The organism is Spirosoma harenae (genome assembly GCF_054776975.1).
Map to the genome: position 1 here is coordinate 177573 of NZ_BAAHBD010000013.1, position 23416 is coordinate 200988.

Genomic DNA, 23416 nt, shown 5'->3' on the forward strand with positions numbered 1-23416 from the left:
CCTGAACATGAAAAAATATTCGATAATCGTTGTCTTGACCGTCGTTTTCACGACACTATTCTACGCAAGTTGTAGCGAAAAAAACCTCGACCTGCAACCGCTCTCGCCGACTGAAGCTTCGTATTTCACCGAAGAGTCTGATTTTAACAAAACGGTGCTGGGTGTATATGCTAAACTAACTGATTACTACTGGTTTAATGCTAATAGTCCGATTCACGGATTCTGGCAATTGCCGGGTGATGACATTACGTCTACCGGTACGTATGCGTTCGAAATTTTCGGTACGTTGCAGCCATCAACGGGGCAGAACGCAGCCTTCTATCGGATTGCTTATCAGTTAATTAACCGGGCGAATACAGCTTTGCAAAAGTTGGATGCAGAAAATGGCGTTATCAAAACGGCTAATTTGAAAAACTGGCTTCGGGGTGAAACGCTGTTTCTGCGCGGATACACAAATTTTCTGCTCTGGAATTACTACGGTACGGCGCCCCTGATCACCGAGCGAATTCAGACGCCGGACAAAATTACGCCACCCAGCTCAAAAGATACCGAATTGCTCGATCAGGCAATCAAAGACCTCACCGATGCTGCTACGTTACTGCCAGCCACCTGGGATGCCGCCAACCGGGGACGTGTGACTAGCAACTCGGCCAATGGATTGTTAGGAAAGGCATTGGTATTCAGAGGGTCCGCGAAGAAGGCTGCGGCTGACTTTACGGCAGCTATTGCCGCGTTTAACAAAATTTCTGGTGTTAGTCTGGTGCCGAATTTCAACGATAATTTCGATGTCAAAACCGAAAATAATGCGGAATCGCTGTTCGAATTTCAGGCTTCGCAGCCCGATTTCGATAACGTTTGGCTGGCTAATGATTTCCAGCGGAATGGCGTAGGCTCTACGTCGGCGTTCTGGGGATGGTACGAAAATAGTTCGCAGTTGGGCGGTCAAGCGCCTTACATTGCTACTCAGAAGTTAGCACAGGCTTTCGATGCTGGAGATCCACGAATTGCCTCTACGTTAGATACTAAAACGCTGAGTTTTTATAAATACTGGCATACCGGGGATCAGAAATCGCAGTCGGGTGTAGCGTCGGTTAATAATCCGCGCATTCTTCGGTACGCCGACGTACTGCTGTTGAAAGCTGAAGCAATCCTGGAATCAGGGGGTTCGACAACCGAAGCCATTGGTCTAATCAATCAGGTACGTACCCGCGCCCGCGAAATGGTGAAAGGCGGTACGTCGCCCGCCAATTTTGCGGCAGCTGAAACCGACAAAGCCAAAATTTTCGACTGGATCATGAGCGAACGGTTGCGTGAACTGGCGGGTGAAGAAGGTGGGCGCTGGCTTGATTTACGTCGTTGGCACATGGCCGGTAAAATCAATCTGGCTTCTTTTAACTGGAGTTCGGCACGTACCGATGTAGCTTTCAACGTACAAAAAAATCTGTATTACCCCATTCCCGACATCGAGACGAATCTAAATCCGAATGTCAAGCAGAATCCGGGGTATTGATGTACGAAAACCATTACCTCCCGTTGCTGTGTCTTCACAGCGACCTATGCGTCAGCAATACATTATCTACCGCATAAGTTGCTGTGAGGACACAGCAACAGGGAAGATTTCAAATTAGGTTGGTAAGAGACCTAGTGCAATTGCATACATTAGGTTTAGAATAAACAGCCCAGACACCCTGTATCTGGGCTGTTTCCATAAAAAAGATGGCCAGAAAGCCTATTTGCAATTATTATCCAAGTTTTTGCGCAAATCGTCCAAGTTGATTCTTCTCCATCGGTCTACTTTCGTTTCGGCATCAGTTATGGCCTTTACCCGAATAATTCGGCACTGCTACAGCAAGCTCAGACAGACAATGAGCACCAATCAAAGCTATCTGCTCGAAGCTTTGATTGTCCTGCTGATCATGCTGTTGCTGGTGTTGGGTATCGGCTGGATGTAGTCAACAACTCAACTAACCGAACCGATTATGATTGGGGGAACTGCTTTGCGAAATGAGTCTTTTTTGCGCATTGACGAAAACGGAAAAACGCCCAAATTTCAACAGATTGTCAACGGCGTTATTGCCCAGATTGAAGCGGGCATTTTCAAACCCGGCGACCGATTGCCGTCCATCAACGAGACCAGTGCCGAGTATTATCTGGCGCGCGCTACAGTCGAAAAAGCGTATTGCAACCTGCTCAAAAGCGGCCACATTACGTCCTTATATCGTAAAGGATTTTTCATTTCGCATGGTAAAATTGTCAAACGGGTTCTGTTCCTGACGGGCACAATCAGCGAAACGAATCGGGCTATTTTTAAAGCCGTTAGCGAACAACTGGGCAAATCCTACAAAGTCGATATTTACGCCTACGAATACCAGCGCGATTACTTGTTGGATGGACTTGAAAAACAGGCTGGAAACTATCATTACTTCGTACTGATGCCGCACCATCTGGGCGAAATCTGCGATCTGACCGACCTACTGAAGAAAATCCCATCGGATCGTCTCATTTTTCTGGATGGTTCAACCGCAACGGCTCCGCGAAACTGTGCATCAGTACGTTTCGGTTGCGGGGAACATTTTCGGTCTATTCTCGAAGCGAATGCGGCTGCTTTCCGTAACTATCACACGCTGAATTTCGTCACAACCGACAACGAATACATTCCGGCCGATTGGTACAGCGCCTTCCTGGAATTTACAGAAGCCCATAACCTGAATGGTCAGGTACTGGACGACGTTCGGGAGGCTCCGTTGCAGCGTGGGTCGGCCTATCTGCTTGTGGATGATGACGATCTTATAACCACAATTCAGGAAGCTAGTCGAAAGGGGTTAGAACCGGGCAAAGACATAGGCATTGTATCGTTCAACGATGCCAGTTACAAAGCGGTGCTGGGTGGCGGTATTTCGGTGATCAAAACCGACGTAGCAACGATTGGATGGAATCTGGCGAACATCATTTCGCACAACCAGAAACAGATCGTTCGCATTCCGATGCAATTTATCGACCGTGGGTCACTGTAAATCCCTTCTGACTCATGCAACGACTTTTTTTGCTTCTGATTCCGGTGGCGGCTTCGCTGGCCTGGGCCGTTGGGCATAAATCAACCACTCCGAAACTGTTCCATCGGCTTCCTTCCTCCCAAACCGGTATTACATTCAACAACCGAATTCAGGAATCGGATTCGGTGAATATTCTGCGCTTTGAATACCTCTATAATGGCGGTGGAGTCGGCATTGGTGATTTCAATAACGATGGCTGGCAGGATGTTTTCTTTACGGGGAATCAGGTTTCTTCCCGGCTATATCTAAGTAAAGGAAAGAACCAGGAAACGCCACTCAGTTTTGAGGACGTAACGGAATCGGCGGGTGTAATAACGCATGCCTGGTGTACGGGCGTTACGGTCGTTGATCTGAATCAGGATGGCTGGCAGGACATCTATGTGAGCGTAGCCGGTTACGACAAAGACACGACCAAACGGGCTAATCTGCTGTTTATCAACCAGACAAAGAAAAAAGGCGATCCGGTCCAATTTCAGGAGCAAGCTCGCGAATACGGCCTGAACGACATGGGTTACAGCACCCAAACCGCTTTCTTCGATTATGACCACGATGGCGACCTTGACGCTTACGTACTGACTAACGCACTCGACCGCTATAACCGCAACGCGCTCCGTCCCAAGATGGTAAACGGCGAAGCACCAAGTAATGATCGGCTGTATCGAAATGATGGGCATGGGGCTAAGGGCAATTTACTACCTACTCCTCAAACCCTCCGTCCTCTGCCCTCTACCCCCTGCCATTTCACCAACGTTTCCCGCGAGGCTGGCATCTTGACGGAAGGGTATGGGCTGGGGATTGCGATTGCGGATCTGAATGGCGATGGCTGGGAGGATGTATACTGTGCCAATGATTTTCTGTCGAATGACTTGGTATGGGTTAATAATCAAGATGGTACGTTCACGAACCGCGCAGCCGATTATCTGAATCACCAGACGCACAACGCAATGGGCGTCGATATTTCCGACATCAATAACGATCTGCTACCTGATATCATGGTCGTCGATATGTTGCCAAATACGAATCAGCGGCAGAAAATGATGCTGCCCGGCTACAATTACGACCGCTTTCATATGGATTTGCAAATGGGCTACCAGCCTCAGTACATGCGCAATACGTTGCAGTTGGGCGTTGGGCAACGCACCTTCTCCGAAATCTCCCAACTCGCGGGGGTTGATAAAACTGACTGGAGCTGGGCGCCATTATTTGCTGATTTTGATAATGATGGATACCGTGATTTGCTGATTACCAATGGCTATCGGCGCGACGTAACGAATCTGGATTTTACCGCTTATCTGGCCGATTTACACGCCGGTGGTTTTGGCGATGAGCAGGAGAAAAATAAAAAAGCTTACAAAAAGCTAATGGAGCTTCCAGACGTAAAGCTGGCTGATTTCTGCTATCGGAATCGGGGGGCGGAAGGGAGTTTAACGTTTGAAGACGTATCAGAACAATGGGGATTCGAAGCACCAAATTTCTCAAACGGGGCCGCCTACGCTGATTTAGATAATGATGGGGATCTGGACGTAGTGATCAACACTATTGATGATGAGGCTTTTGTGTATGAAAATGGCTCGGAGCAGAGGACAGAAGGTAAGGGGCATGATAATTCATGGCTTCGATTAACTCTCGAACGGAATCCATCGCAGGGAACCCGCGTCAATGTGTATTACGGAAATCGTACGCAAACGGCTGAGTTCAATCCGACGCGGGGATACGTATCATCGGTAGAGCCTTACCTGCATTTTGGGTTGGGTGCTACGTCGGTAATTGATTCTGTGGAGGTCATCTGGAATAATGGCACGTATCAGATGCTACGTAATGTAAAACCGAATCAATTGCTACGTATTGATTATAAGCCTGTTGGCAGGTATAGGCAACGTAGCGTTTCGACGCCTGCTTATTTTCAGGAAGTTTCAGCCGCTGAATCTGGATTGGATTATGTCCACATTGAGAGTGAATTCAACGACTTTGCGCAGACGCCTTTATTGCCGCATAAACACTCGCAGAATGGACCGCCGATGGCCGTTGCTGATGTCGATGGAAATGGATTGGAAGACATGTACATTGGCTCTGATTTTGGGCAGAAAAGTTATCTGTATTTTCAGCAATCAAACGGTCGCTTTACGAAAGCTGAACTTCTGAAAAATGCGAATCAGGAAGATACAGGTGCTTTATTTTTCGATGCCGACCAGGATGGAGACCAGGATTTATACGTCGTTAGTGGGGGAAGTCACGCAAACGGCCCGTCGGACGCTTACCAGGATCGACTTTATGTAAATGATGGGAAAGGCCGTTTTACACTTTCCAGTCAGGCTTTACCACGTATCAATAGTAGTGGTTCATGCATTACTGCCTGTGATTTTGATCATGATGGTGATATCGATCTGTTTCGGGGAAGCCGACTGATACCGGGCAGTTACCCGATGCCCGCCAAAAGTTTTCTGCTCAGAAATGATAAGGGTAAATTCATCGACGTAACAGCAGAGGTCGCTCCCGAACTACAAAACATTGGGCTTGTTACGTCCGCTGTCTGGGCTGATTTCGACAAAGACGGATTGCAAGACTTGGCCCTTTGTGGCGAATGGATGCCTATTTGTATTTTGAAGAATACAGGTGAACAATTCATTCATTCGCCTATTCAACATCCGTTGCGGCACTCATTTGCTCATTCAGATGGCTGGTGGAACACGCTTGTTGCTGCCGATTTTGACAATGACGGCGATATGGACTTGATGGCTGGGAATCTAGGGCTTAATACCAAATACAAGACTTCGCCTGAGCAACCAGTTGAGTTATTTGCCGCCGATTTTGATAAAAACGGACGTATCGACCCGATCTTAACGTATTACAACGGTGATCAGCAATGGATACGCCAAACCCGCGATTTGCTGACGGCGCAAATTCCATCCATGAAACGCCGTTTTCCGAATTTCGATACGTATGCAAATACGACGTTCAAAGAGTCTTTTACTGAAGACGAACTGAAATCAGCCTATCACCTAAAGGCGACTGAATTTCGAACGATGTATTTTGAGAATGTTGGTGGTGGTGAGTTTAAAGGACATCCCCTGCCGCAGGAAACCCAATTTGCACCCGTATACGGTATTCTGGTCGATGATTTTAATCGGGATGGACATAAAGACGCGCTGCTCGTTGGGAATTCCTACGCTTCGGAAACTATCGGTGGCTGGCAGGATGCGTCGAAAGGAACGCTTCTACTAGGTGATGGGCATGGCCAGTTTGTTGTAAATAACAATAGTGGCTTGACTATTGACAGGGAAGCAAAATCAGTTGTCCAATTTCTTCGAAAGGATGGTACAGGCTGGTTTGTAATTGGCAATAATGGCAGCCCACTTCAACTCTTTAAAAAAAGAAAAAATCTTGTTGAGGAGCAATAAACCACCCGGTTAAAGACAAAGCCCCTACTAACAGCAAAGGCTTGTCTCCATCATGTAAAATTTTTTGTAAACAAATCGCTTTCCCTCACTCATACTTCTTTCTCCTAAGTCAGCAAATAATAGTTAATTACCCACCTTTACGTAGATAGTTAGTTGCACCATTTACAGTAACTCGAATAGTACGAGTAGCGCGAATGTAGCCAGGAAGTCAGGGAAAGAAAGGGGTGTTTTTCTCGTTCTCGATTAAAACAAAACCCGGACTCGTTGAGAGCCGGGTAGAATTTGGGATGACCTTATATGGAAGCTCAATACCTGAAGCTTCTGACTTATTCGTCGGCCTCGTCTGGTTCGGCGTGTCCGTGAATATAGCCACCGGGCAGTTCTTCCTGATCCGCTAAAGGCGTATTACCCGGTTCATGCGATTCGGCTGATTCTTTGCCATCGGCCGTGTTTCCTCCTTGCTCTGCTTCGCCCCCTGGCGAATACCATCTGATGATTTTCATGTCTGTTTCGTTTTTGAGTACCTTCAGAAAACTGATGAAGAAAGATAAGGTTTTCAAAAATAAGATTTGCTCCTAAATCTGGATAATTTTCAACCTACACGATTTTTACAGGTGCCTGGTTGAACAAATAAGTGGGACTATAGCCGAACCAAAATCTGACCAATTTAGTGTAGCGCAGAACTGGACTACCTTACTAAACAAAACAAGCCCCCGCCGTTGCTGACTAGGGGCTTATCAATTGTGGAAGAAGCTTGAAAAACAATACTTAGACGGACAAACTCGATTCTGGTAACATAAAAAACGCCCTAACTAATAGTCGGGGCGTTTCTCGCTTCTATCCACACCATTGGAAGTGTTATCTTCCAATTCGGCTATAACCTACTCAATCAACCGTAAACGACCAACTCACATTAGGCAACGGTGTAAAAGCGTTGAAAATGCTGGTCAAGACTAGAATCTGGCTTGATCAGGGGTCGAGTCTATCGTTGGCTACTGTTTTTATTGGATTCAGTGGTTCAGTATACCAGAAATATTTCTGTAGGAGTTGATCTACAGCAATCCAATTGACAAAAGGTCGATTGCTCAAGGCTCTGTCAACTGTCAGCGGACACCCCACTGCAGCATCATCAATATACAAGTGAGCGTAACATTTGTTGCTGCTCGTCCAACTCGCCTGCGTGGGATTTGATTGAATACCATACAAGGGAATGTTCCGGTCAGCAAACCAGTTTACGGCTTCATCCAGATAGTGATCGTGTCGCATGGTAAATAGTATCAATCCTGCCCCATTGGCAGTGAGTGTCCGTAGCACTTCTACGGCATCAGGACAGTCTATCCCTATTTCGGGATACGCATGGGTTACACAGGTGCCATCAAAGTCAACAGCAATAACAACGATTGGCTCTGGTGTGGGCTTACTCTCTTTTTGTTGGTCCTGGTTGCTCATTTCTATAATTGGTGGTGAGTCAGTGAATCGTGAGTTAAACGGTACCGAATTTATCACGCGCTTAGTTTTACGGTGCGGCTAAGATAAATTCAATACAATAGTAATTGGGAATACCTCACCATTTCTCTGGTTTATAGTTGACTGGCATACAAATCCCAGGCCAATCAGTTGCAGTTGCATACCGAAAATCCTGTAGCCCCACGAATTGTGCAGGAACGAAAAAGTAGTGAGAGTTGCGTCAATATTTCGTCAAATCCAATCTCAGGAACTCTTCGTGAGCGGATAATCCAGTACACAGCCTTCCACTGGCTTAAACCGGATTATTATGATGAATTGTCAAAATCTGTCGCGGGGCTCCTCTCGTCCGATTCCAACAAGGGCAAGTAGGCTGAAGCTAACCTTCAGCCAATTCGAACGAAAAGAGAATTCCGTGTTTGCTGCGTTGTTAAAAACGGGACGCTTTTTTGGATTACTACTCGCCATGTGCTGGGGCATTACACTAGTCACTTTTGCTCAACCCCGAAAACCCGATGTAATTGTAAAAACCGACGAGCGTCGAATTTCGTGTCGGATCATCGGTGCCGACACGGCTGTTATTCGATACACAAACATGGCGGGAACGGCAAGTTACCGGATCAACAAAACCGCCGTTAGCTATATCGTTTACAGCAACGGGAAGGTGGTCAGCTTTATCAAGAAACCTACCCCTCCTATAAAGCCCCCAACCCTCTCTACTCTTCCCCAGAAACGCATATCCGAATTCGACGAGATTATAGCCGATCTGGAAAAAGGCAGGTCGATTCAGGGACGAATTATCAGGCTTCATCCTATCTTTTTCGATACAGGCTCAAACGCGGTACTTCCCCAATCATATGCCTATCTGGATTCTATTGCCCGCTTTCTGGTGAAGATACCTGCACTGACGGTTGAGATTAGTGGCTACACCGACAATACGGGAAATGCATTGTCGAACCGTCAGCTTTCGCATCGCCGGGCCGACGCGGTCAGAAATTACCTGGTTGTCACAAAAGAAATTGCCTCCCACCGAATAGAAGCAATGGGCTACGGGCAGGCGGGTGCCGTAGCGTCCAATCAAACCGAACAGGGCCGGGCAACTAACCGACGGGTTGAACTGAAATTTCTTGCATTAACTAACCAGACTTATGTACTACATCGCAAAGACGGTCAACGTATAGAGACTACGTTCGTGCTATTAAGTAATGACAACCAAACGATCAGCTATAGGGTAAATTCAACCACGCCAGTAGTACGAGTGTCAGTCGACGATATCGAGTTTATTACGTATCCTGATGGAAGCCGCCATGGAGTAGACTTAACCGAAATCATTGAGAAACAGGGTAATCCCCCGCCAACTGAGCCGACCCCAAAAAAGGTTTCGTTTCAGATAAACGCTTTACCAACGCTGATGCTGGGTGGTAAGGTGTGGTCCTCTCTCCCAAACGGATATGGCCATACGTTCGGAGGAGGTGCTTCAGCCCAGGTAGACTATTGGCTGACGAACGGAATAAGTATGGGTGCGGAATTGGGGTACTCAACCTGGAGAACGCAGGTAAATTTGGTTGAAAACCCAGGCGATCTACCCTATTATACCTATTCTACCTCCGCATCGCAGTTCTCGGCATCAGCTCATCTCCGCGTAAAGCTGGGAAGTCGTTTCTACCTGATGCCCCAGGGAGGAGCCGCCTGGCTTCAGGTAGCCATCCAGGATGCCGAAAACAAGGTTAGTTTCGATGGCCTCCAAACAACCTACGGAGGAGCAATAGGTTGCCTCATTCCGCTGGGACGAACGGTACATCTTGACGCTGGCTTGTTCTACCGGGCTGCTACTCCATCAAAATCACTAAAAACTGAATATGGTGTCGAACCTATGCAGTACGCAGGGGTTCGTCTGGGATTTGGCTTTTCTCATTGATCGCTTTTCAAACACACACAACCATGACAATCAAATCAATAGGCTTTTTAATTGGCCTTTCACTACTGGCGGGATGCACCGTAAAACGGGAATTTGTAACACCCCAGACAAACACTCCGCCCGGCCCTACGATTCCGAAAAATGTTGACCCAAACGCGCCAATAACCGGCGAATGGACGCAGGCAAGAGGAGGAGCAGGAGGTTTCGCAAACTACGAATCATTTAAAAATTTTCAGTATAACTTCGACATCGAAGGGAGTAATCAGCCAGTGGCCATCCAGTTAACATCCGATGTTATTGATGTGCAGTATGCCCTGTTTGATCCACTCGGCCAGCTCATCGACGTGCAGGGTAGAGGTCGGAGTGTAGGCGTAAACAACTATTCGCTCAACGCCGGTAAGTATCGTATTGTGGTTACGGCAGATCGGCGAGCAGTCGGTAAGTTTTCGCTCAGCCTACTTGGTACTAAAGCGGGGGCCGACCTTATTCCATCGTTTATTCTGCAATCGAACACCCAAAATTGGGGGTCGTTTGGGGGAGGGGGCCGAGAAGTAACCTTTAAAAATCACTTCTATACGTTCGATGTTAGTGAAGACAACACAACACTAGATGTTGAGCTATCATCGGCCGATGTAGATATTGCCCTCACCATATACGATGCCTTAGGTCAGCAAGTGGCCTCCGCAACCGGTAGCCGCTATCAATTTCTTTTACAAGCCATTAAGAAAGGCACCTATACAGTGATGGCGGGTACCAATGTACGAAGTAGCATCGGAGACTATCAAATGAACCTTTTCGGGAAAAAGATAGCCAATCTTAAGCGGGTTGAATCGCAGCTACTACAATCGAATACCCAAAACTGGGGGCCTTTGGGCGGTGGTGGCAAAGAAGTGACCTATAAAAACCATTTCTACACTTTTGAGGTAACCGAAGATAATTTTACCGTTGATGTTGAACTGGAGTCACCCGACACGGATGTTGCTCTGTATGTGTATGATCAGCTCGGCCAGCCATTAAACACCTCTTATTTTGGCGATCGTTCCAAATACGTTATACTCAAATTAAACAAGGGCACTTATAGTGTAATGGCGGCTACTGTTACGCGGGGTAGCGTTGGAACGTATAATCTACGACTGATCGGTAAGGTCCAAAATCTTCAGCGAGTTGAGTCACAATTCACGACTGTCAAAGGTACGTGGGACAACAAAACCTCCGCTGATATCTATTCGGTTGATCTCACGCCCAATACCTCGCCTTTAGACATCGAGCTGACTTCGTCGGAAACAGTCTGCCAGATAGATCTGCAAAACAGCTCAGGAACTACGCTTACCTACACAGTACTGGCGAATAACAGCAATCATCTGCTCGGCAAAAATCTGGCGAAAGCTACTTATCTGATCAAGGTATATCCTGGGCGAGTCAGTGGAAAACCGGGAACCTATACACTCAATTTATCTGGACGTTATGGCAACTTCCGAAAGCTTTAAATCTATCCTCTCGAACTAGTTAATCTCACTTAATAACCATGAAAAAATCGCTGTTGCTGATGCTGACGATTGGGCTGCTTGCGGCCTGTCAGAAAGTTCCGATGACAGGCCGCAAGCAGTTTATCGTGATTGGTGCCGACCAGTTAAACTCGCTGAGTGCGGTCGAATATAAGAAAGTATTAAATGCAAGCCAGGTGATTCGTAGCGGTGCTGATTACCAGATGATTCAACGAGTAGGCAATCGGTTGCGGGTGGCCATGGAAAACTATCTCAATAGCCACAATTTTGGCAACCGAATCAAAGGGTTTCAATGGGAATTTAACCTGATCCAAAACGCACAGGTCGTAAACGCTACGTGTATGCCTGGTGGTAAGGTTGTATTTTATACAGGAATTCTACCGTATACCCAAAACGAATCGGGAGTAGCAGCGGTAATGGGTCACGAAATCGCGCACGCTATTGCTGCTCATGGTGCCGAACGATTGAGTGAAGGGCTTATTGCCAACGGGCTGATGCAGGGCGGTCAGCTACTCATAAATGATTTATCGCCCCCGCAAAAGCGCCAAACGAATCTGCTCTTACTACAGGCCGCCGGGATAGCATACCAGTACGGAATGGCGCTTCCTCACAGCCGGACACATGAATCAGAAGCCGATCACCTGGGTCTAATATTCATGGCGATGGCGGGCTACCATCCCGAGGGCGCTGTCAAATTCTGGCAACGGATGGCCAAGGGGAGCAGCGGTCAAAATCCTCCTGAATTTACATCTACGCATCCATCGCACGAACGCCGGATTCGGGATTTACAAAAAGAAATGCCTGAAGCCATGAAATACTATAAGCCAAGAAAATAACGAATGGCGGATTCAAAAAAACGTCAACCTCAAAACAAATACACACATGAAATATTTACTATTACCCCTGGCCCTCCTCACACTTTTAGGCGCGTCTATAGGTGCGTACGCCCAAACCGGCAGACCTTCGAGACCTTATACCGGACAGAATACCAAACCAAGATACACCCCACCCCCGACCCGACCCTACACGCCAGCGAAGCCCAAACCCATCCGGTTGGGCTATCATCAGGGAGATAACTTAGTGTCAGTCGGGATCGGTTTAGCCAGCTATTATGGCTATGGTACGCCAATTGGCGCATCGTATGAAGCAGGTATCGACAAAGACTTCAGCGTTGGTGCCCAGATCGATTACAACGCGGGAAATTACGGAGATTACTACTACAATAACTACCAATGGCGATACACCTCAACGTATATTGGGGTAAGAGGATCGTATCATGTCAACCGGATATTGAACCTCAATACGCAGAAGGTTGATCTATACGCTGGTGCTGGATTAGGGTATCGGTCCTTTCGCTGGAATGACTCCCGTTACGGATACGGCTATGATTACAGCAGTGGCTTATTTGTGAATTATTTCCTGGGCGGTAAGTACTATTTCACTCCTACAGTTGGTGCCTTTCTCGAATTAGGTTACTCGGGCCTTTCTCCTTCGCGCATTGGACTTGCCGTTAAGTTTTAAGCCTGCGGTCTTCTTGGTCTCCTTGTCTGGCTGTAAAATAGTTATCCGTCTAGGTTAGCTATTTTACAGCCAGACAAACGTGCATTATACTATCTTTAGGAACTACTTACCTTTTTGATACCATGAAGGTTCTTCCACTCCACTTACTGTGTCTGGTGCTGTTGACCCTATCCGCTACCGCCCAGATCAACCCCCAACTCCTGCTGGCCATTCAGCAAAACAACCCACAGGCACTTAGTGCCGCCTTGAGTGCCAAGGCCAGGGCGAACCCCAATGCCACCGACTCGCTGGGAGCCACGCCCCTGATGTGGGCCTGTTACAAAGCCGACACTCCGCTGGTAAAGATCCTACTCCAGGCCGGAGCCAAACCCGAGTGCCGGGGCGTCATCCGCGTCGATGCCAGCACTAATTACGGCAACCTGACTAGCATCGCTGCCGGGCTGAACAAACTACCCTTGCTGCGCTACTTGGTGGACACCCTCAAACTCTCGGTCAATGAGGCAGGTTATAATCCTATTACGAAAAAAAATGATGGCTGGACCCCGGCCGAATGGGCTGCCTCAAAGGGCGATGCCGACATTTTGCGCTACCTGGCCGAGCGGGGAGCCGATTTGCAGGTGGGACAGGGTAATGTGATGGTGCTGACCGTTGCTCATAATAAATTCTCCATTACAAGTATTTTGCTGGAACGAGGGATCACTCTGAACAAGAAACACCCTCGTTTTAACGAGGTGAAAGACGGTTATCTACAGCAATTATTTGCGGGTGCGATTGTCCTCGGAAATTTGGGACGCTTTCGCATATCCATATTAGCGTTTGAACAACTGCGTGATTACTACAAGGAAGAGTTCAAGAGAGAAGACGAGACATATGCCATGTTCCTCCATTTGTTAGGAGGTTTCTATTACCTGGTGGGAGAATTTGATAATGCTATACAGTCGTACAAGCAAGCCAAAACCATTCGAGGGAAAGTCTTATCAACTGCTCATCCTGACTATGCTGCTAGTGTCAGTAACTTAGCTTTGATGTATGTAGCTGTAGGTCAGTATGAAGATGCGCTTACACTATATGAGGAAACCTTAGTCGTTATTGTCAATTCAAAAGGAAAGAATAGTCCGGAGTACGCAGGTATTCTCAACAATCAGGGAGAGCTGTACCAACTTATAGAACAGCACGAGAAGGCGTTACAACTGTATCAGGAAGCCTTAGGCATTATGGCTACTTTCAAAGACACGAAACCGACCGATTACGCAACTGTGCTCAATAATATCGGCCTATTACATCATAGAATGAGCCAGTACGAGAAATCACTGACAGTATATCTGGAGGCTCTTGCCATCATGGAGAATTACCAGAACTACCCCGGTTATTCCCAGGTCGTGAACAATTTAGCTATGTTGTACCTGATCATGGAGCGATACGAAAAGGCACTGCCACTATTTGAAAAAGCATTGTCAATTCGGGAAAAAACGTTTGGCAATACCCATTCCAAATATGGTGAATCTCTCAACAATTTGGCGGAGTTGTACCGGTATATGAGCCAGTACGACAAGGCGTTGCCATTGTATCAGAAAGCTTTAGTCATCGTAGCCAATGCGAAGGGAAAGAAACATTCTGATTACGCAACGGTCCTTGACAATATGGGGAAATTATACGAGAACATGGGCCAGCCTATGAAGGCCTTTCCTTTTTTTCAGGAAGCTGACCAGATCAATCAACAGAACCTGATGAACACCTTCGGCTTTATATCGTCCTCACAGCAGGCCAACTATGTGCAAGAGAACGAAGCAGTCTTTACGTCTAGCTACTCGTTTGCCTTACGACACCGTCGACAACAAGCTGATTTGGCAGGATGGGCTTATAATAATGCTTTGTTTCACAACGGTTTATTGCTGAATGCCAGTCAGCAACTCAACCGTACGATTGCTCAAAGCACCAATCCTGCTATCCGTCAGACGTTTGCACAGCTTCAACAGGCAAAGACATGGCTATATGCGCAATGGAGTTTGCCGGCTGAAAAACAGGTTGGCTTGCCCCAGCTTGAAGCGAAAGCCGATTCGCTCGAACAGATCCTCACCCGTCAGTCACAGGCGTTTCGCGACTTCCATCAAAATGCCCAGATCCAGTGGCCACAAGTGCAGAAGAGACTCGGCCGTAATGAGGCCGCTATTGAGTTTGTGGCCTTTCGTTACTCCAATAAACAGGTTACGGATAGCACACTTTATGCTGCGTTTTTACTCCGACCTGGATATAACCAACCTAAATTGGTACACCTATTTGAGGAACGCCAATTGGCCAAACTTTTAGATTATGCCCCGCCCCAGAAAAAAAAAGAGGAACCAGGTGATTTAATTAACAATATCTACCGTGCCGGACCTATTGGCGTAAACTCTAAAGATGAATCGGCCCAACTCACGAATGGTCAGGAATTAAGCCAGCTCATCTGGCAACCCCTTGACTCCCTCCTGCAGGGGGTCGATATAGTGTATTTTTCCCCGGCTGGCCGACTCCATGAGGTAGCTTTTTCTGCCCTCCGCTATCCAAACCCAAAGCGGGCTGGCAGCCTCACCTTCCGCCAACTTTTCAGCACTCGATTACTAGCTCAGGTTGGTACATACCATTCCCAACTTCCGGCCCAGTTCTCCGCACAACTCATTGGCGACATCGACTACGATAACTCACCCATCTCCTCAAGCGCCCAGTCTGCTGCTTCCCAGGCTAAAACCAACACAGGAGAGTTCCCCTGGCTGGAGCATAGTGGTGAGGAATTGAACAATCTTAAACAGCAGCTTCATTGGTTGAGTGTTGATCAAGTCTGGCGGAAAAAAGCTGCTTCTGAGCCTCAGGTAAAATCATTGTCGGGGAAATCAGTAGATGTGCTCCATTTTTCGACCCATACCTTTAGCCGAAATACCGCTGGTAGCCAGCCGAGTGGGCGATCCGGTAAGAAAACGGCACTGCAAGGGGATAGCAGGGTAATCAATCCTCTTTTCCAAACAGGACTGGCCCTGGCCGGAGCCAACCGAGCCACACATCCAAAAATACCAGGCAGTGAGGTCGATGAGGGATTGTTGTATGCGCAGGAAGTAGCCGAGATGGACTTATCGCGTACGTCGTTAGTATGCCTGGCAGCCTGTCGGACCGGCCTGGGCCAAGTCCACAGAAGCGAGGGCGTATATGGCCTAGCGCGAGCGTTTAAGCTGGCGGGTGTACGCTTTCTGATATTGAGCCTATGGAATGTTGAGGATAAAGCAACCAGCGAGTTTATGAGTCGTTTTTATCAGAAGCTGTCCGAGAGTCGGGATGTACGAAAAGCATTCGAAGCCACCCAAGCGGATTATCGTAAAAACCAACCCAACGATCCCTACAAATGGGCTTTCGTATTAGTGGAGTAGTATTTACTGATATTTATTCCTACTTAAGTTCTGTAAAAGAAGCCTCCCAAACGGGAGGCTTCCTGAAAGTTGACTCCGTAAGCAAATCCCCTGGTATGGTTCCTTTCTACCACCAGCCTTTACGTGACGTTGCTTCTTTTTGCAAATCGGCAGCTATCCCAGCAAAGTAAGGGTCAGACCAGCTTGACTGGCTATTCAGCAGATCTATGCATTTTTGTTCCTCTCCTGTTACCAGATAACACAAGGCCAGATCGTAGGTAGCCATGTCCTTCGTGAGCGCGTTGGCATTAGGCGAAGAACGTACTTTTTTGAAGGATTCAATGGCGGCCGGATAATCATCTTTCCACAAATAAGCCCGACCAAGGTAATAGGCCCGACAGGTTTCTGGAATGCTGGTCAGTTGGTTCAATTGGCCTATTCGTTCGTCTATTGTGGCCGAGGTTGTTTTACTTTCATAGGTGTAGAACTTGTCTTTGAGTTCAGCCGAGCAGATTTCTTTATTTTCATTGGGTGCAGTTAATGCCCCTTGCGTGTTCAACGCATTCCCAAAATTGCCTTTTGCTCTGTCAGGATACTGAGTTTCCTGATACATATAGCTACCTCCCCCAAAAATGACCAGTCCAGTGGTCAGTGCAAAGGCTAACCGGGCGGCTGGTGGTTGTAATACCATCTGGAGTTTTTCGACGGCAGCGTCCAACCAGATATTGAGTTGCGAGCCTATCTTTTCCCACCAGCTTGGTACGGGTTTGATGGGCGGTTCCACTACAGGAGTCACCATTACCTGGGCTTCTGCCTCTTCAAACCGTTTAACAAGCAACGCTTCGTAACCGCCTGGGTCGTGTGCGTCATGGGCTAATCGCAGTGCCTGATAGGCTTGTGCAAACTCGGTGTTTTCCTGTAGTAATTTCCAGAATTCCCGCTTTTGGGTTCTGGTTTCCTGTCCGTTTATATGTAGAAGGAGCTTCTCCTTTAATGCTTCTGAAAGTGCCATAATTCTAATGGATAATTTACTCGTTCAAAATGTCAACTAAAATGTGTTCCTGGGCCTGAATCGTCTCAAGCACACAATAGAGGATAAGATCCTTTTCCGATAGCGAGGCCTTTACTTGTTGATCCGAGCGAAATTCATCCGGAAACGAAAGTAAAATCGGTTCTCCATCTTCTCTGGCAACACTAATCAAGACATTTGATTTCTGATTTTTCTTACCAATAAATGCTAGTCCGCTATTTGTTTTTCTATTGAAAAACAAGCTATTAAATAAGTTTACAGCTTTATAACCACCGTCGCGAACCTGTCCTTGATAGGTATTATATCCAACATCATTCAGATGGCTTTGCTTCTCCAGATAGTTTTTTTCTTCTGGAGTATCTTTTTCTTTGGGGCTGATGCTGTATGCATAGTTCAAAAAGGCATTCATGCCCTTTTCATTAAGAGAGTCACTTAATTTATCCCGCCAACTCGTCAATAATGTAGCATGTTTATTGGTAAAATCGTCTATAGGAACATCCTTGAACCTGTACTTGCCCGAATCGTCTTCTAAGTTAGTCTGAACTTGTCTTCGGACCGAAGGGAGCGTGGTCAGATTACCGGAGCTCTCTGTGCGAGCGTCTCGCTGTTCGCGCTGCATATCAACTATTGTGTGTTTTGAATACTGATTAAGTGTAGCCATCACCGAGTCAACAAAAGTGTTCTTTTGGGGTTCAAAAGTGCCGTTCCGAAGAATGTCAAAAAGTTTCCCGGCAGCATCGCTACTAATGATGTTGGCATTTTCGGCGGCATCGTTGATATTCTGGCGCAGGAGCGCTTTCTCTTTTAATCGATCAAAATCTTTAACCATAGCTTCTCCCTCCCGAAGAAATCGCCAACGAAAGCACAGGATGCTATCTTTGAGTTCAAGTGGATCATAGGGCCTTGTTATGGCTTGCTCAAAGGCAGCGACGTATGGATCAGCCAGAGCAATTTTCATAGCGCTGATTTTTGACTCCACTAGCTTTTTCAGTGTTTCGAGGCTGCTCTTCTGAAAGAACTCGATCGAAAGCTCAAGAACGCCTTTTGCCTTAGCAGGGATTTTACCGTTTGATTCAAGCCGATTTTTGGTTTTGTCAGCGCGCTCCTGCTCCTTCCGTAGAATGGTGGGGGAGGCATATACGTTTTCCAAAAGGTATGCCAGGTCGAGAACCACATTTTCATTCTCCTGTTTCAGGGCGTCAAAAGCCTCTTCATCGGTAATGCCTTCCAATTGTTGCCAGAGCTCAATCGCTATCGCCAGGTCGTCACGAATCCCATCAATTTGCGTTTTAAAATCGGCGATGAGGCTGTTGGCATCTTTGGGGGCTTTTGTGTTTTGCTTGTCAACCTGTGTAATATCGACAAACGTTGTTGGATTATGAAACAGGATAAAACCCGCCCGAATAAGGTGATGGAGCGGCTGATCGGCCATTTGGTACGACTCTTTCAGCGACTTCAGATCTAGTGCACGCTGTTCGTCTGCCTTATCGTCAGTGTCTTTTACCCCCTGAAGGCGATTGCGCAACCTAAAGGCTTTCTTCCAGAGCGGCTCCAACTGCTTCACACCCTGTGCTAATGCACCCACGTGTTGTTGAATCGCTTTAACGTCGGCTGTGGTGCGAGCTTTTTCAGCTTTCAAAGCTTGAACGCGTTTTGTCGCCTTTTGGTAGGCCTCTGTCGTACCGTCCGGATCTTTAGAAAGCAATTTAGCCTCCTCAGCACGGGCGTCTTTGAGGGCTTTATCGGCTTTCGAGTCAAGAGTAAGTAGTTCGGCTTCTTTGTCCTGAGCCTCCCTGAGGGCTTTCCCAGTTTCAAGAACCTTTGTGCGTACTCTACAATGCTCCCAGAGCGGATTCTGGTTATTGTTTGTCTGCATGCTGATACATGGATTTAATAGTACATCACCTGATAACGATCTTCCCTCTCATTACAGAGGTTTTCATAAATATATCGCTCGAAGCAAGCGTTGTGAGATGAGGTTAAAAAATATTTTTTGAGCAATTCTCCGGACACCTAAAGGAAAGTAAAAAATGCTATTTTCATCTTTCTATTGACACAATTTTATCCATGCGCCACACCCTACTAACCCTTCCTGTCTTATTACTAATCACCCTCAAGGCAACTGCTCAGATTGCACCTCGCCTGTTGGTGGCCATCCAGCAGAACAATCTCCAAGCCGTGCAAGCCGCACTCAGTGCTGGAGACAGCCCAAACACTACCGACTCACTGGGAGCCACGCCCCTGATGTGGGCCTGCTATAAAGCCGATATCTCCGTAGTAAAATTACTGATCCAACACGGAGCAAGAACCCAATGCCGTGGTATAATCCGCGTTGATAACAGCACCTATTACGGCAATCTGACCGGCCTGGCTGTCGGACTCAACAAACTACCTCTACTGCGATACTTGATCGAAACTTTAAAACTACCCATCAATGAACCAGAATATAATTACAAAACAGGCAAGTATGACGGCTGGACGCCAGCTGAATGGGCGACTGCCCGTGGACATCTGGAAGTGCTGAGGTATCTGGCCAAATGGGGTGCCGATTTAGAGGTAGGTAAGGGCAACCTGGTAGCCATTGCTATAAGCGAGTCTCATTCCGCTATCGTGGGCTGGCTTCTGGAACAAAAGATTGTCCTGAATAAAGCGCACCCCCGTTATAACTACCTATCATATTTTTACTTTCATCAGCTTCTTCCTCTGGTTCAGGCATTCGAACAACAAGGACGCTATGAGACAGCAGCCCTGGGTATTGAACAAAGGCGAATTATTTACGGTGAAAAGGTGAGTAAAACTGACAATGAGTATGCCAATATTCTGAATAGTCTGGGTGGCTTGAGCCATAAGATGGGTCACTATGAAAAGGCAGAGTCCCTGTATAAGGAGTGCCTCCTCATTCAGATTAATACCCTTGGAAAACAACATCCTTCCTATGCTACCACCCTGAACAACCTGGCTTATCTATACGGTTCGATGGGCCAATACAAGAAGGCGGAACCCTTGTTTCATGAAAGCTTGATCATACTGGAAAAGGCCTTTAAGAAACAGAATTCTCATTATACTACCACCCTGAGGAACCTCGCGGACTTGTACCATTGGATGGGCAGATATAAAAAGTCGGACTCTTTATATCAGGAATGCCTGCGAATTCAACAAGCCTATTTGAACGAGCAAGATCCAGAGTATGCTACTACTCTGAACAATCTAGCAGACTTATATCGGTCGATTGGCCAGTATAAACAGGCAGAACCCTTATATCGGAAAGCCTTGTCAATCAGAGCAGCAACCCTGGGCGAACAGCATCCTGATTATGCCACTACACTGAATAATTTAGGGCTTTTATACTGGGAAATGGACCAGTATAAACAGGCAGAACCCTTATACCGGAAAGCTCTAATGATTACTGAGACCATTTTAGGCAGGCAACATCCTGACTATGCTATATCCCAAATCAATTTGGCCACTCTATATAAGCGTATGGGGCAATATGAACAGGCAAAGACCTTGTATCAGGAAAACTTAGCGATTATAGAGACTAATCTGGGCAAGTGGCATCCCGACTATGCTGTTACCTTGAACAGTTTGGCAGGTCTATATAGGTCGATAGGGCAATACAAACAGGCAGAATCCTTATACAAGGAGGCTTTGGCAATTACAGAATCCGCCAATGGCAGGCTGCACCTCTCCTATGCTACCACCCTGAGCAATCTGGCGAGCTTGTACAACTTCATGGGGCAGTATGAAAAAACAGAGCTGTCGTACCGGGAAGCTTTGGCAATTATTAGAGCTTCTGTAGGAAAGCAACATCCCTCATATGCTTCATTACTGAACGATCTGGGAGATTTTTACAAGTTCTTAGGACAGTTCGAAAAGGCCACGAACTTATACGTTGAGGGATTTTCAATTATACAGGCCTCTCTGGGAAAGCAACAGCTTTCTTATGCTAGCGCCCTGAGCAAACTAGCTGACCTGTATCGATCAATTGGCCAGTACACTAAGGCGGAGCCATTGTATAATGAGTGCTTGCACATTCAGCGAACCGCCCTGGGTAACCAACATCCCTCCTATGGCTCGACTCTGAATAATCTTGGAGAATTATATCGATTAATGGGCCAGTATAAACAGGCAGAACCCTTATATGAAGAAAGCTTGATAATTATAGAAGCCAGCCTAGGCAAACAGCACCTCTCCTATGCTATCACCCAGAACAATCTGGCTTTGCTGTATATGTTAACGGGCCAGTATAAACAGGCAGAATCCCTGTATAAAGAAAGCCTGGCAATTATAGAAACCAAACTAGGCAACCAACACCCTGATTATGCTATCACGTTGAGCAATCTGGCAGGCCTATACGAGTCGATGGGTCAGTATGCAAAAGCGGAACTCTTTTTTAAACAGTGTTTGCTTATTAATCAGCATAACCTCCTGCAAATCTTCACCTTTACGTCTTCTATCCAGCAAGCTGACTATACCCAGGCAAATCGTAGTCTATTCACCCAGAGTTACTCTTTTGCCTTTCGTCGCCACCATGATCAGCCCAGTTCGGTTGGATGGGCGTATGATAATGCCCTGTTTCACAATGGCCTCCTACTCAACGCCAGCCAGCACCTCAAGCGAACACTTAGCAATAATACTGATCCAAAAATTCGGCAGGTATTCGAACAATTTCAGCAAGCTCGTACGGCCCTCAACGCCCAGCGAATTCCCCCAGCAGACAAACTGACGAGCACAACTACCCTGGAAGCCCGTGCTGATTCGCTTGAACAGGTACTCATCCGCCAATCCCAAGCATTCCGCGACTTCCGCCAGAATGCCTTGATTAAGTGGTCGCAGGTTCAGCAAAAACTCCGGCCAAACGAGGCAGCCATCGAATTTGTTGCTTTCCAGTATCAGAATGGCAAAAAATGGACCGACAGCACTCTGTATGCCGCCTTTGTACTGCGTCCTGGTTATAGCCAACCCAAACTCGTTTCGCTCTTCGATGAACGTCAACTGGCCAAACTCCTCGATGCATCAACGAAAAAGGACATTGACCAGAAAGTGAACGAAATTTACCGCGCAAACAGATCGGCAAAAGGTCCTATCGGTGTAAGCACTCACTCAGGCAGTACTCAGCTCACTAATGGTCAGCAACTTACCCAGCTTATCTGGCAACCGCTGGATAGCCTTTTGAAGGGAGTCGATACGGTGTATTTCGCTCCTGCTGGTCGGCTTCATGAGGTAGCTTTTGCCGCCTTGCCCCACCTTAGAGCCTCCGCCAACCTTTCCGATAGCCTCTGCTTGCGTCAGGTTCTTAGTACCCGCTTGATTGCTCAAGTCGGTAACAACTATACTCCCTTGCCCAGTCAGTTCTCGGCTCACATCTTCGGCGATATCGACTACGGAAACAATCCTGACCGACTCGTTACTCCAACCATGCTACCGATCCGTCCAGCTCGAAAACCCACTCATCGCAACCCCAAAATGCGGAGTGAAGAAGAGGAGTTCAGCGATCTCGAATACAGTACCAAGGAGTTGAATCAGTTGCAGAAACAACTCGCCTGGCCCAAAGTCCAACTATACCGAAGACAAGCCGCATCCAAAGATCAGTTTATAGCACTCTCTGGCCAAAACTTCGGTGTGTTACATGTCTCAAGCCATGCTTTCTTCCTAGCTGATCCACAACCACAGGTACTTGCCCAGGCAGGCTCGTTGGATGAGAACCAACGTAAAGACCGCCCCCTGCTGCGATCAGGTCTGGCGTTGGCTTGCGCCAACTACTTTACCCGTTCAGGTCAGCGTCTGCTGGGCGAGCATGAGGGAATTGTAAATGGGGAAGAGGTAGCAGACATGGATCTATCGCACACTTCTCTGGTATGTTTGGCAGCCTGTAAAACGGGCCGTGGTGTTATCCATGACAGCGAAGGCGTGTTTGGACTACAGCGGTCGTTCAAACTGGCCGGAGCGCGCTATCTACTGATGAGCCTTTGGGATGTAGCAGACGAGGCTACCAGTGAATTCATGATTACGTTCTATGAACAATTGAGCAAGCAGAAAGATGTGCGAAAAGCCTTCGAGTCCACTCAGGCTACGTATCGAGTCAAATACAGGAATGAACCCTTCAAATGGGCTGCTTTTGTGCTAGTCGAATAGTCGCCACACCATTAACAC

14 protein-coding genes are annotated in these 23416 nt (G+C 47.2%); 10 read left to right on the forward strand and 4 right to left on the reverse strand.

Features of this window, described 5'->3' with window-relative positions:
• Positions 1 to 7: 7 nt before the first annotated feature.
• The 4 genes from ACYVE4_RS19260 to ACYVE4_RS19275 all read left to right on the forward strand — a co-directional run bounded on the left by ACYVE4_RS19260 (position 8) and on the right by ACYVE4_RS19275 (position 6451).
• A complete protein-coding gene (locus ACYVE4_RS19260; RefSeq protein WP_461041828.1) occupies positions 8 to 1510 on the forward strand; it encodes a RagB/SusD family nutrient uptake outer membrane protein in 1503 nt (500 codons plus the stop codon).
• 244 nt (positions 1511 to 1754) lie between these two features.
• Positions 1755 to 1952: a hypothetical protein gene (locus ACYVE4_RS19265; RefSeq protein ID WP_461041829.1), complete on the forward strand. Its 198-nt coding sequence runs from the start codon at positions 1755 to 1757 to the stop codon at positions 1950 to 1952.
• A gap of 27 nt (positions 1953 to 1979) precedes the next feature.
• A complete protein-coding gene (locus ACYVE4_RS19270; protein WP_461041830.1) occupies positions 1980 to 3014 on the forward strand; it encodes a GntR family transcriptional regulator in 1035 nt (344 codons plus the stop codon).
• 14 nt (positions 3015 to 3028) lie between these two features.
• Entirely contained in the window at positions 3029 to 6451 is a 3423-nt protein-coding gene (locus ACYVE4_RS19275) for a VCBS repeat-containing protein (protein WP_461041831.1), read from the forward strand.
• Positions 6452 to 6777: 326 nt separating this feature from the next.
• Here the strand turns inward: ACYVE4_RS19275 and ACYVE4_RS19280 are convergent, their stop codons facing one another.
• Both ACYVE4_RS19280 and ACYVE4_RS19285 read right to left on the reverse strand, forming a co-directional pair.
• Entirely contained in the window at positions 6778 to 6954 is a 177-nt protein-coding gene (locus ACYVE4_RS19280; RefSeq protein WP_461041832.1) for a hypothetical protein, read from the reverse strand.
• A gap of 466 nt (positions 6955 to 7420) precedes the next feature.
• Positions 7421 to 7900, reverse strand: coding sequence for an HAD family hydrolase (locus tag ACYVE4_RS19285; protein WP_461041833.1), 480 nt, complete (start codon positions 7898 to 7900; stop codon positions 7421 to 7423).
• A 325-nt stretch (positions 7901 to 8225) separates the two neighbouring features.
• Between ACYVE4_RS19285 and ACYVE4_RS19290 the strand changes: the two genes are divergently transcribed.
• From ACYVE4_RS19290 to ACYVE4_RS19310, 5 genes are all read left to right on the forward strand, one after another.
• On the forward strand, positions 8226 to 9833 hold the full coding sequence (locus tag ACYVE4_RS19290; protein ID WP_461041834.1) for an OmpA family protein: 1608 nt from the start codon (positions 8226 to 8228) through the stop codon (positions 9831 to 9833).
• A gap of 23 nt (positions 9834 to 9856) precedes the next feature.
• A complete protein-coding gene (locus tag ACYVE4_RS19295; RefSeq protein ID WP_461041835.1) occupies positions 9857 to 11320 on the forward strand; it encodes a hypothetical protein in 1464 nt (487 codons plus the stop codon).
• Between the two features lie 38 nt (positions 11321 to 11358).
• The gene (locus tag ACYVE4_RS19300; RefSeq protein ID WP_461041836.1) at positions 11359 to 12174 is read left to right on the forward strand and encodes a M48 family metallopeptidase; all 816 of its coding nucleotides are present in this window, start codon (positions 11359 to 11361) and stop codon (positions 12172 to 12174) included.
• 46 nt (positions 12175 to 12220) lie between these two features.
• Positions 12221 to 12859, forward strand: a complete 639-nt coding sequence (locus ACYVE4_RS19305; RefSeq protein WP_461041837.1) for a hypothetical protein — start codon at positions 12221 to 12223, stop codon at positions 12857 to 12859.
• A 122-nt stretch (positions 12860 to 12981) separates the two neighbouring features.
• Positions 12982 to 16254: a tetratricopeptide repeat protein gene (locus tag ACYVE4_RS19310; protein WP_461041838.1), complete on the forward strand. Its 3273-nt coding sequence runs from the start codon at positions 12982 to 12984 to the stop codon at positions 16252 to 16254.
• Between the two features lie 106 nt (positions 16255 to 16360).
• Here the strand turns inward: ACYVE4_RS19310 and ACYVE4_RS19315 are convergent, their stop codons facing one another.
• Positions 16361 to 17245 (reverse strand): hypothetical protein, encoded by an 885-nt coding sequence (locus tag ACYVE4_RS19315; protein WP_461041839.1) that lies wholly within the window; start codon positions 17243 to 17245, stop codon positions 16361 to 16363.
• Between the two features lie 16 nt (positions 17246 to 17261).
• On the reverse strand, positions 17262 to 19139 hold the full coding sequence (locus tag ACYVE4_RS19320; protein WP_461041840.1) for a hypothetical protein: 1878 nt from the start codon (positions 19137 to 19139) through the stop codon (positions 17262 to 17264).
• 191 nt (positions 19140 to 19330) lie between these two features.
• Between ACYVE4_RS19320 and ACYVE4_RS19325 the strand changes: the two genes are divergently transcribed.
• Positions 19331 to 23398 (forward strand): tetratricopeptide repeat protein, encoded by a 4068-nt coding sequence (locus tag ACYVE4_RS19325; protein ID WP_461041841.1) that lies wholly within the window; start codon positions 19331 to 19333, stop codon positions 23396 to 23398.
• Positions 23399 to 23416: the final 18 nt, after the last annotated feature.

Bases quoted from the DNA above. Each gene is read 5' to 3' on its own strand.
- ACYVE4_RS19310 (WP_461041838.1), top strand. From the start codon at position 12,982: ATGAAGGTTCTTCCACTCCACTTACTGTGTCTGGTGCTGTTGACCCTA.
- ACYVE4_RS19305 (WP_461041837.1), top strand. From the start codon at position 12,221: ATGAAATATTTACTATTACCCCTGGCCCTCCTCACACTTTTAGGCGCG.
- ACYVE4_RS19315 (WP_461041839.1), bottom strand. From the start codon at position 17,245: ATGGCACTTTCAGAAGCATTAAAGGAGAAGCTCCTTCTACATATAAAC.
- ACYVE4_RS19280 (WP_461041832.1), bottom strand. From the start codon at position 6,954: ATGAAAATCATCAGATGGTATTCGCCAGGGGGCGAAGCAGAGCAAGGA.
- ACYVE4_RS19300 (WP_461041836.1), top strand. From the start codon at position 11,359: ATGAAAAAATCGCTGTTGCTGATGCTGACGATTGGGCTGCTTGCGGCC.
- ACYVE4_RS19285 (WP_461041833.1), bottom strand. From the start codon at position 7,900: ATGAGCAACCAGGACCAACAAAAAGAGAGTAAGCCCACACCAGAGCCA.
- ACYVE4_RS19325 (WP_461041841.1), top strand. From the start codon at position 19,331: ATGCGCCACACCCTACTAACCCTTCCTGTCTTATTACTAATCACCCTC.
- ACYVE4_RS19275 (WP_461041831.1), top strand. From the start codon at position 3,029: ATGCAACGACTTTTTTTGCTTCTGATTCCGGTGGCGGCTTCGCTGGCC.
- ACYVE4_RS19270 (WP_461041830.1), top strand. From the start codon at position 1,980: ATGATTGGGGGAACTGCTTTGCGAAATGAGTCTTTTTTGCGCATTGAC.
- ACYVE4_RS19260 (WP_461041828.1), top strand. From the start codon at position 8: ATGAAAAAATATTCGATAATCGTTGTCTTGACCGTCGTTTTCACGACA.
- ACYVE4_RS19320 (WP_461041840.1), bottom strand. From the start codon at position 19,139: ATGCAGACAAACAATAACCAGAATCCGCTCTGGGAGCATTGTAGAGTA.
- ACYVE4_RS19295 (WP_461041835.1), top strand. From the start codon at position 9,857: ATGACAATCAAATCAATAGGCTTTTTAATTGGCCTTTCACTACTGGCG.
- ACYVE4_RS19290 (WP_461041834.1), top strand. From the start codon at position 8,226: ATGATGAATTGTCAAAATCTGTCGCGGGGCTCCTCTCGTCCGATTCCA.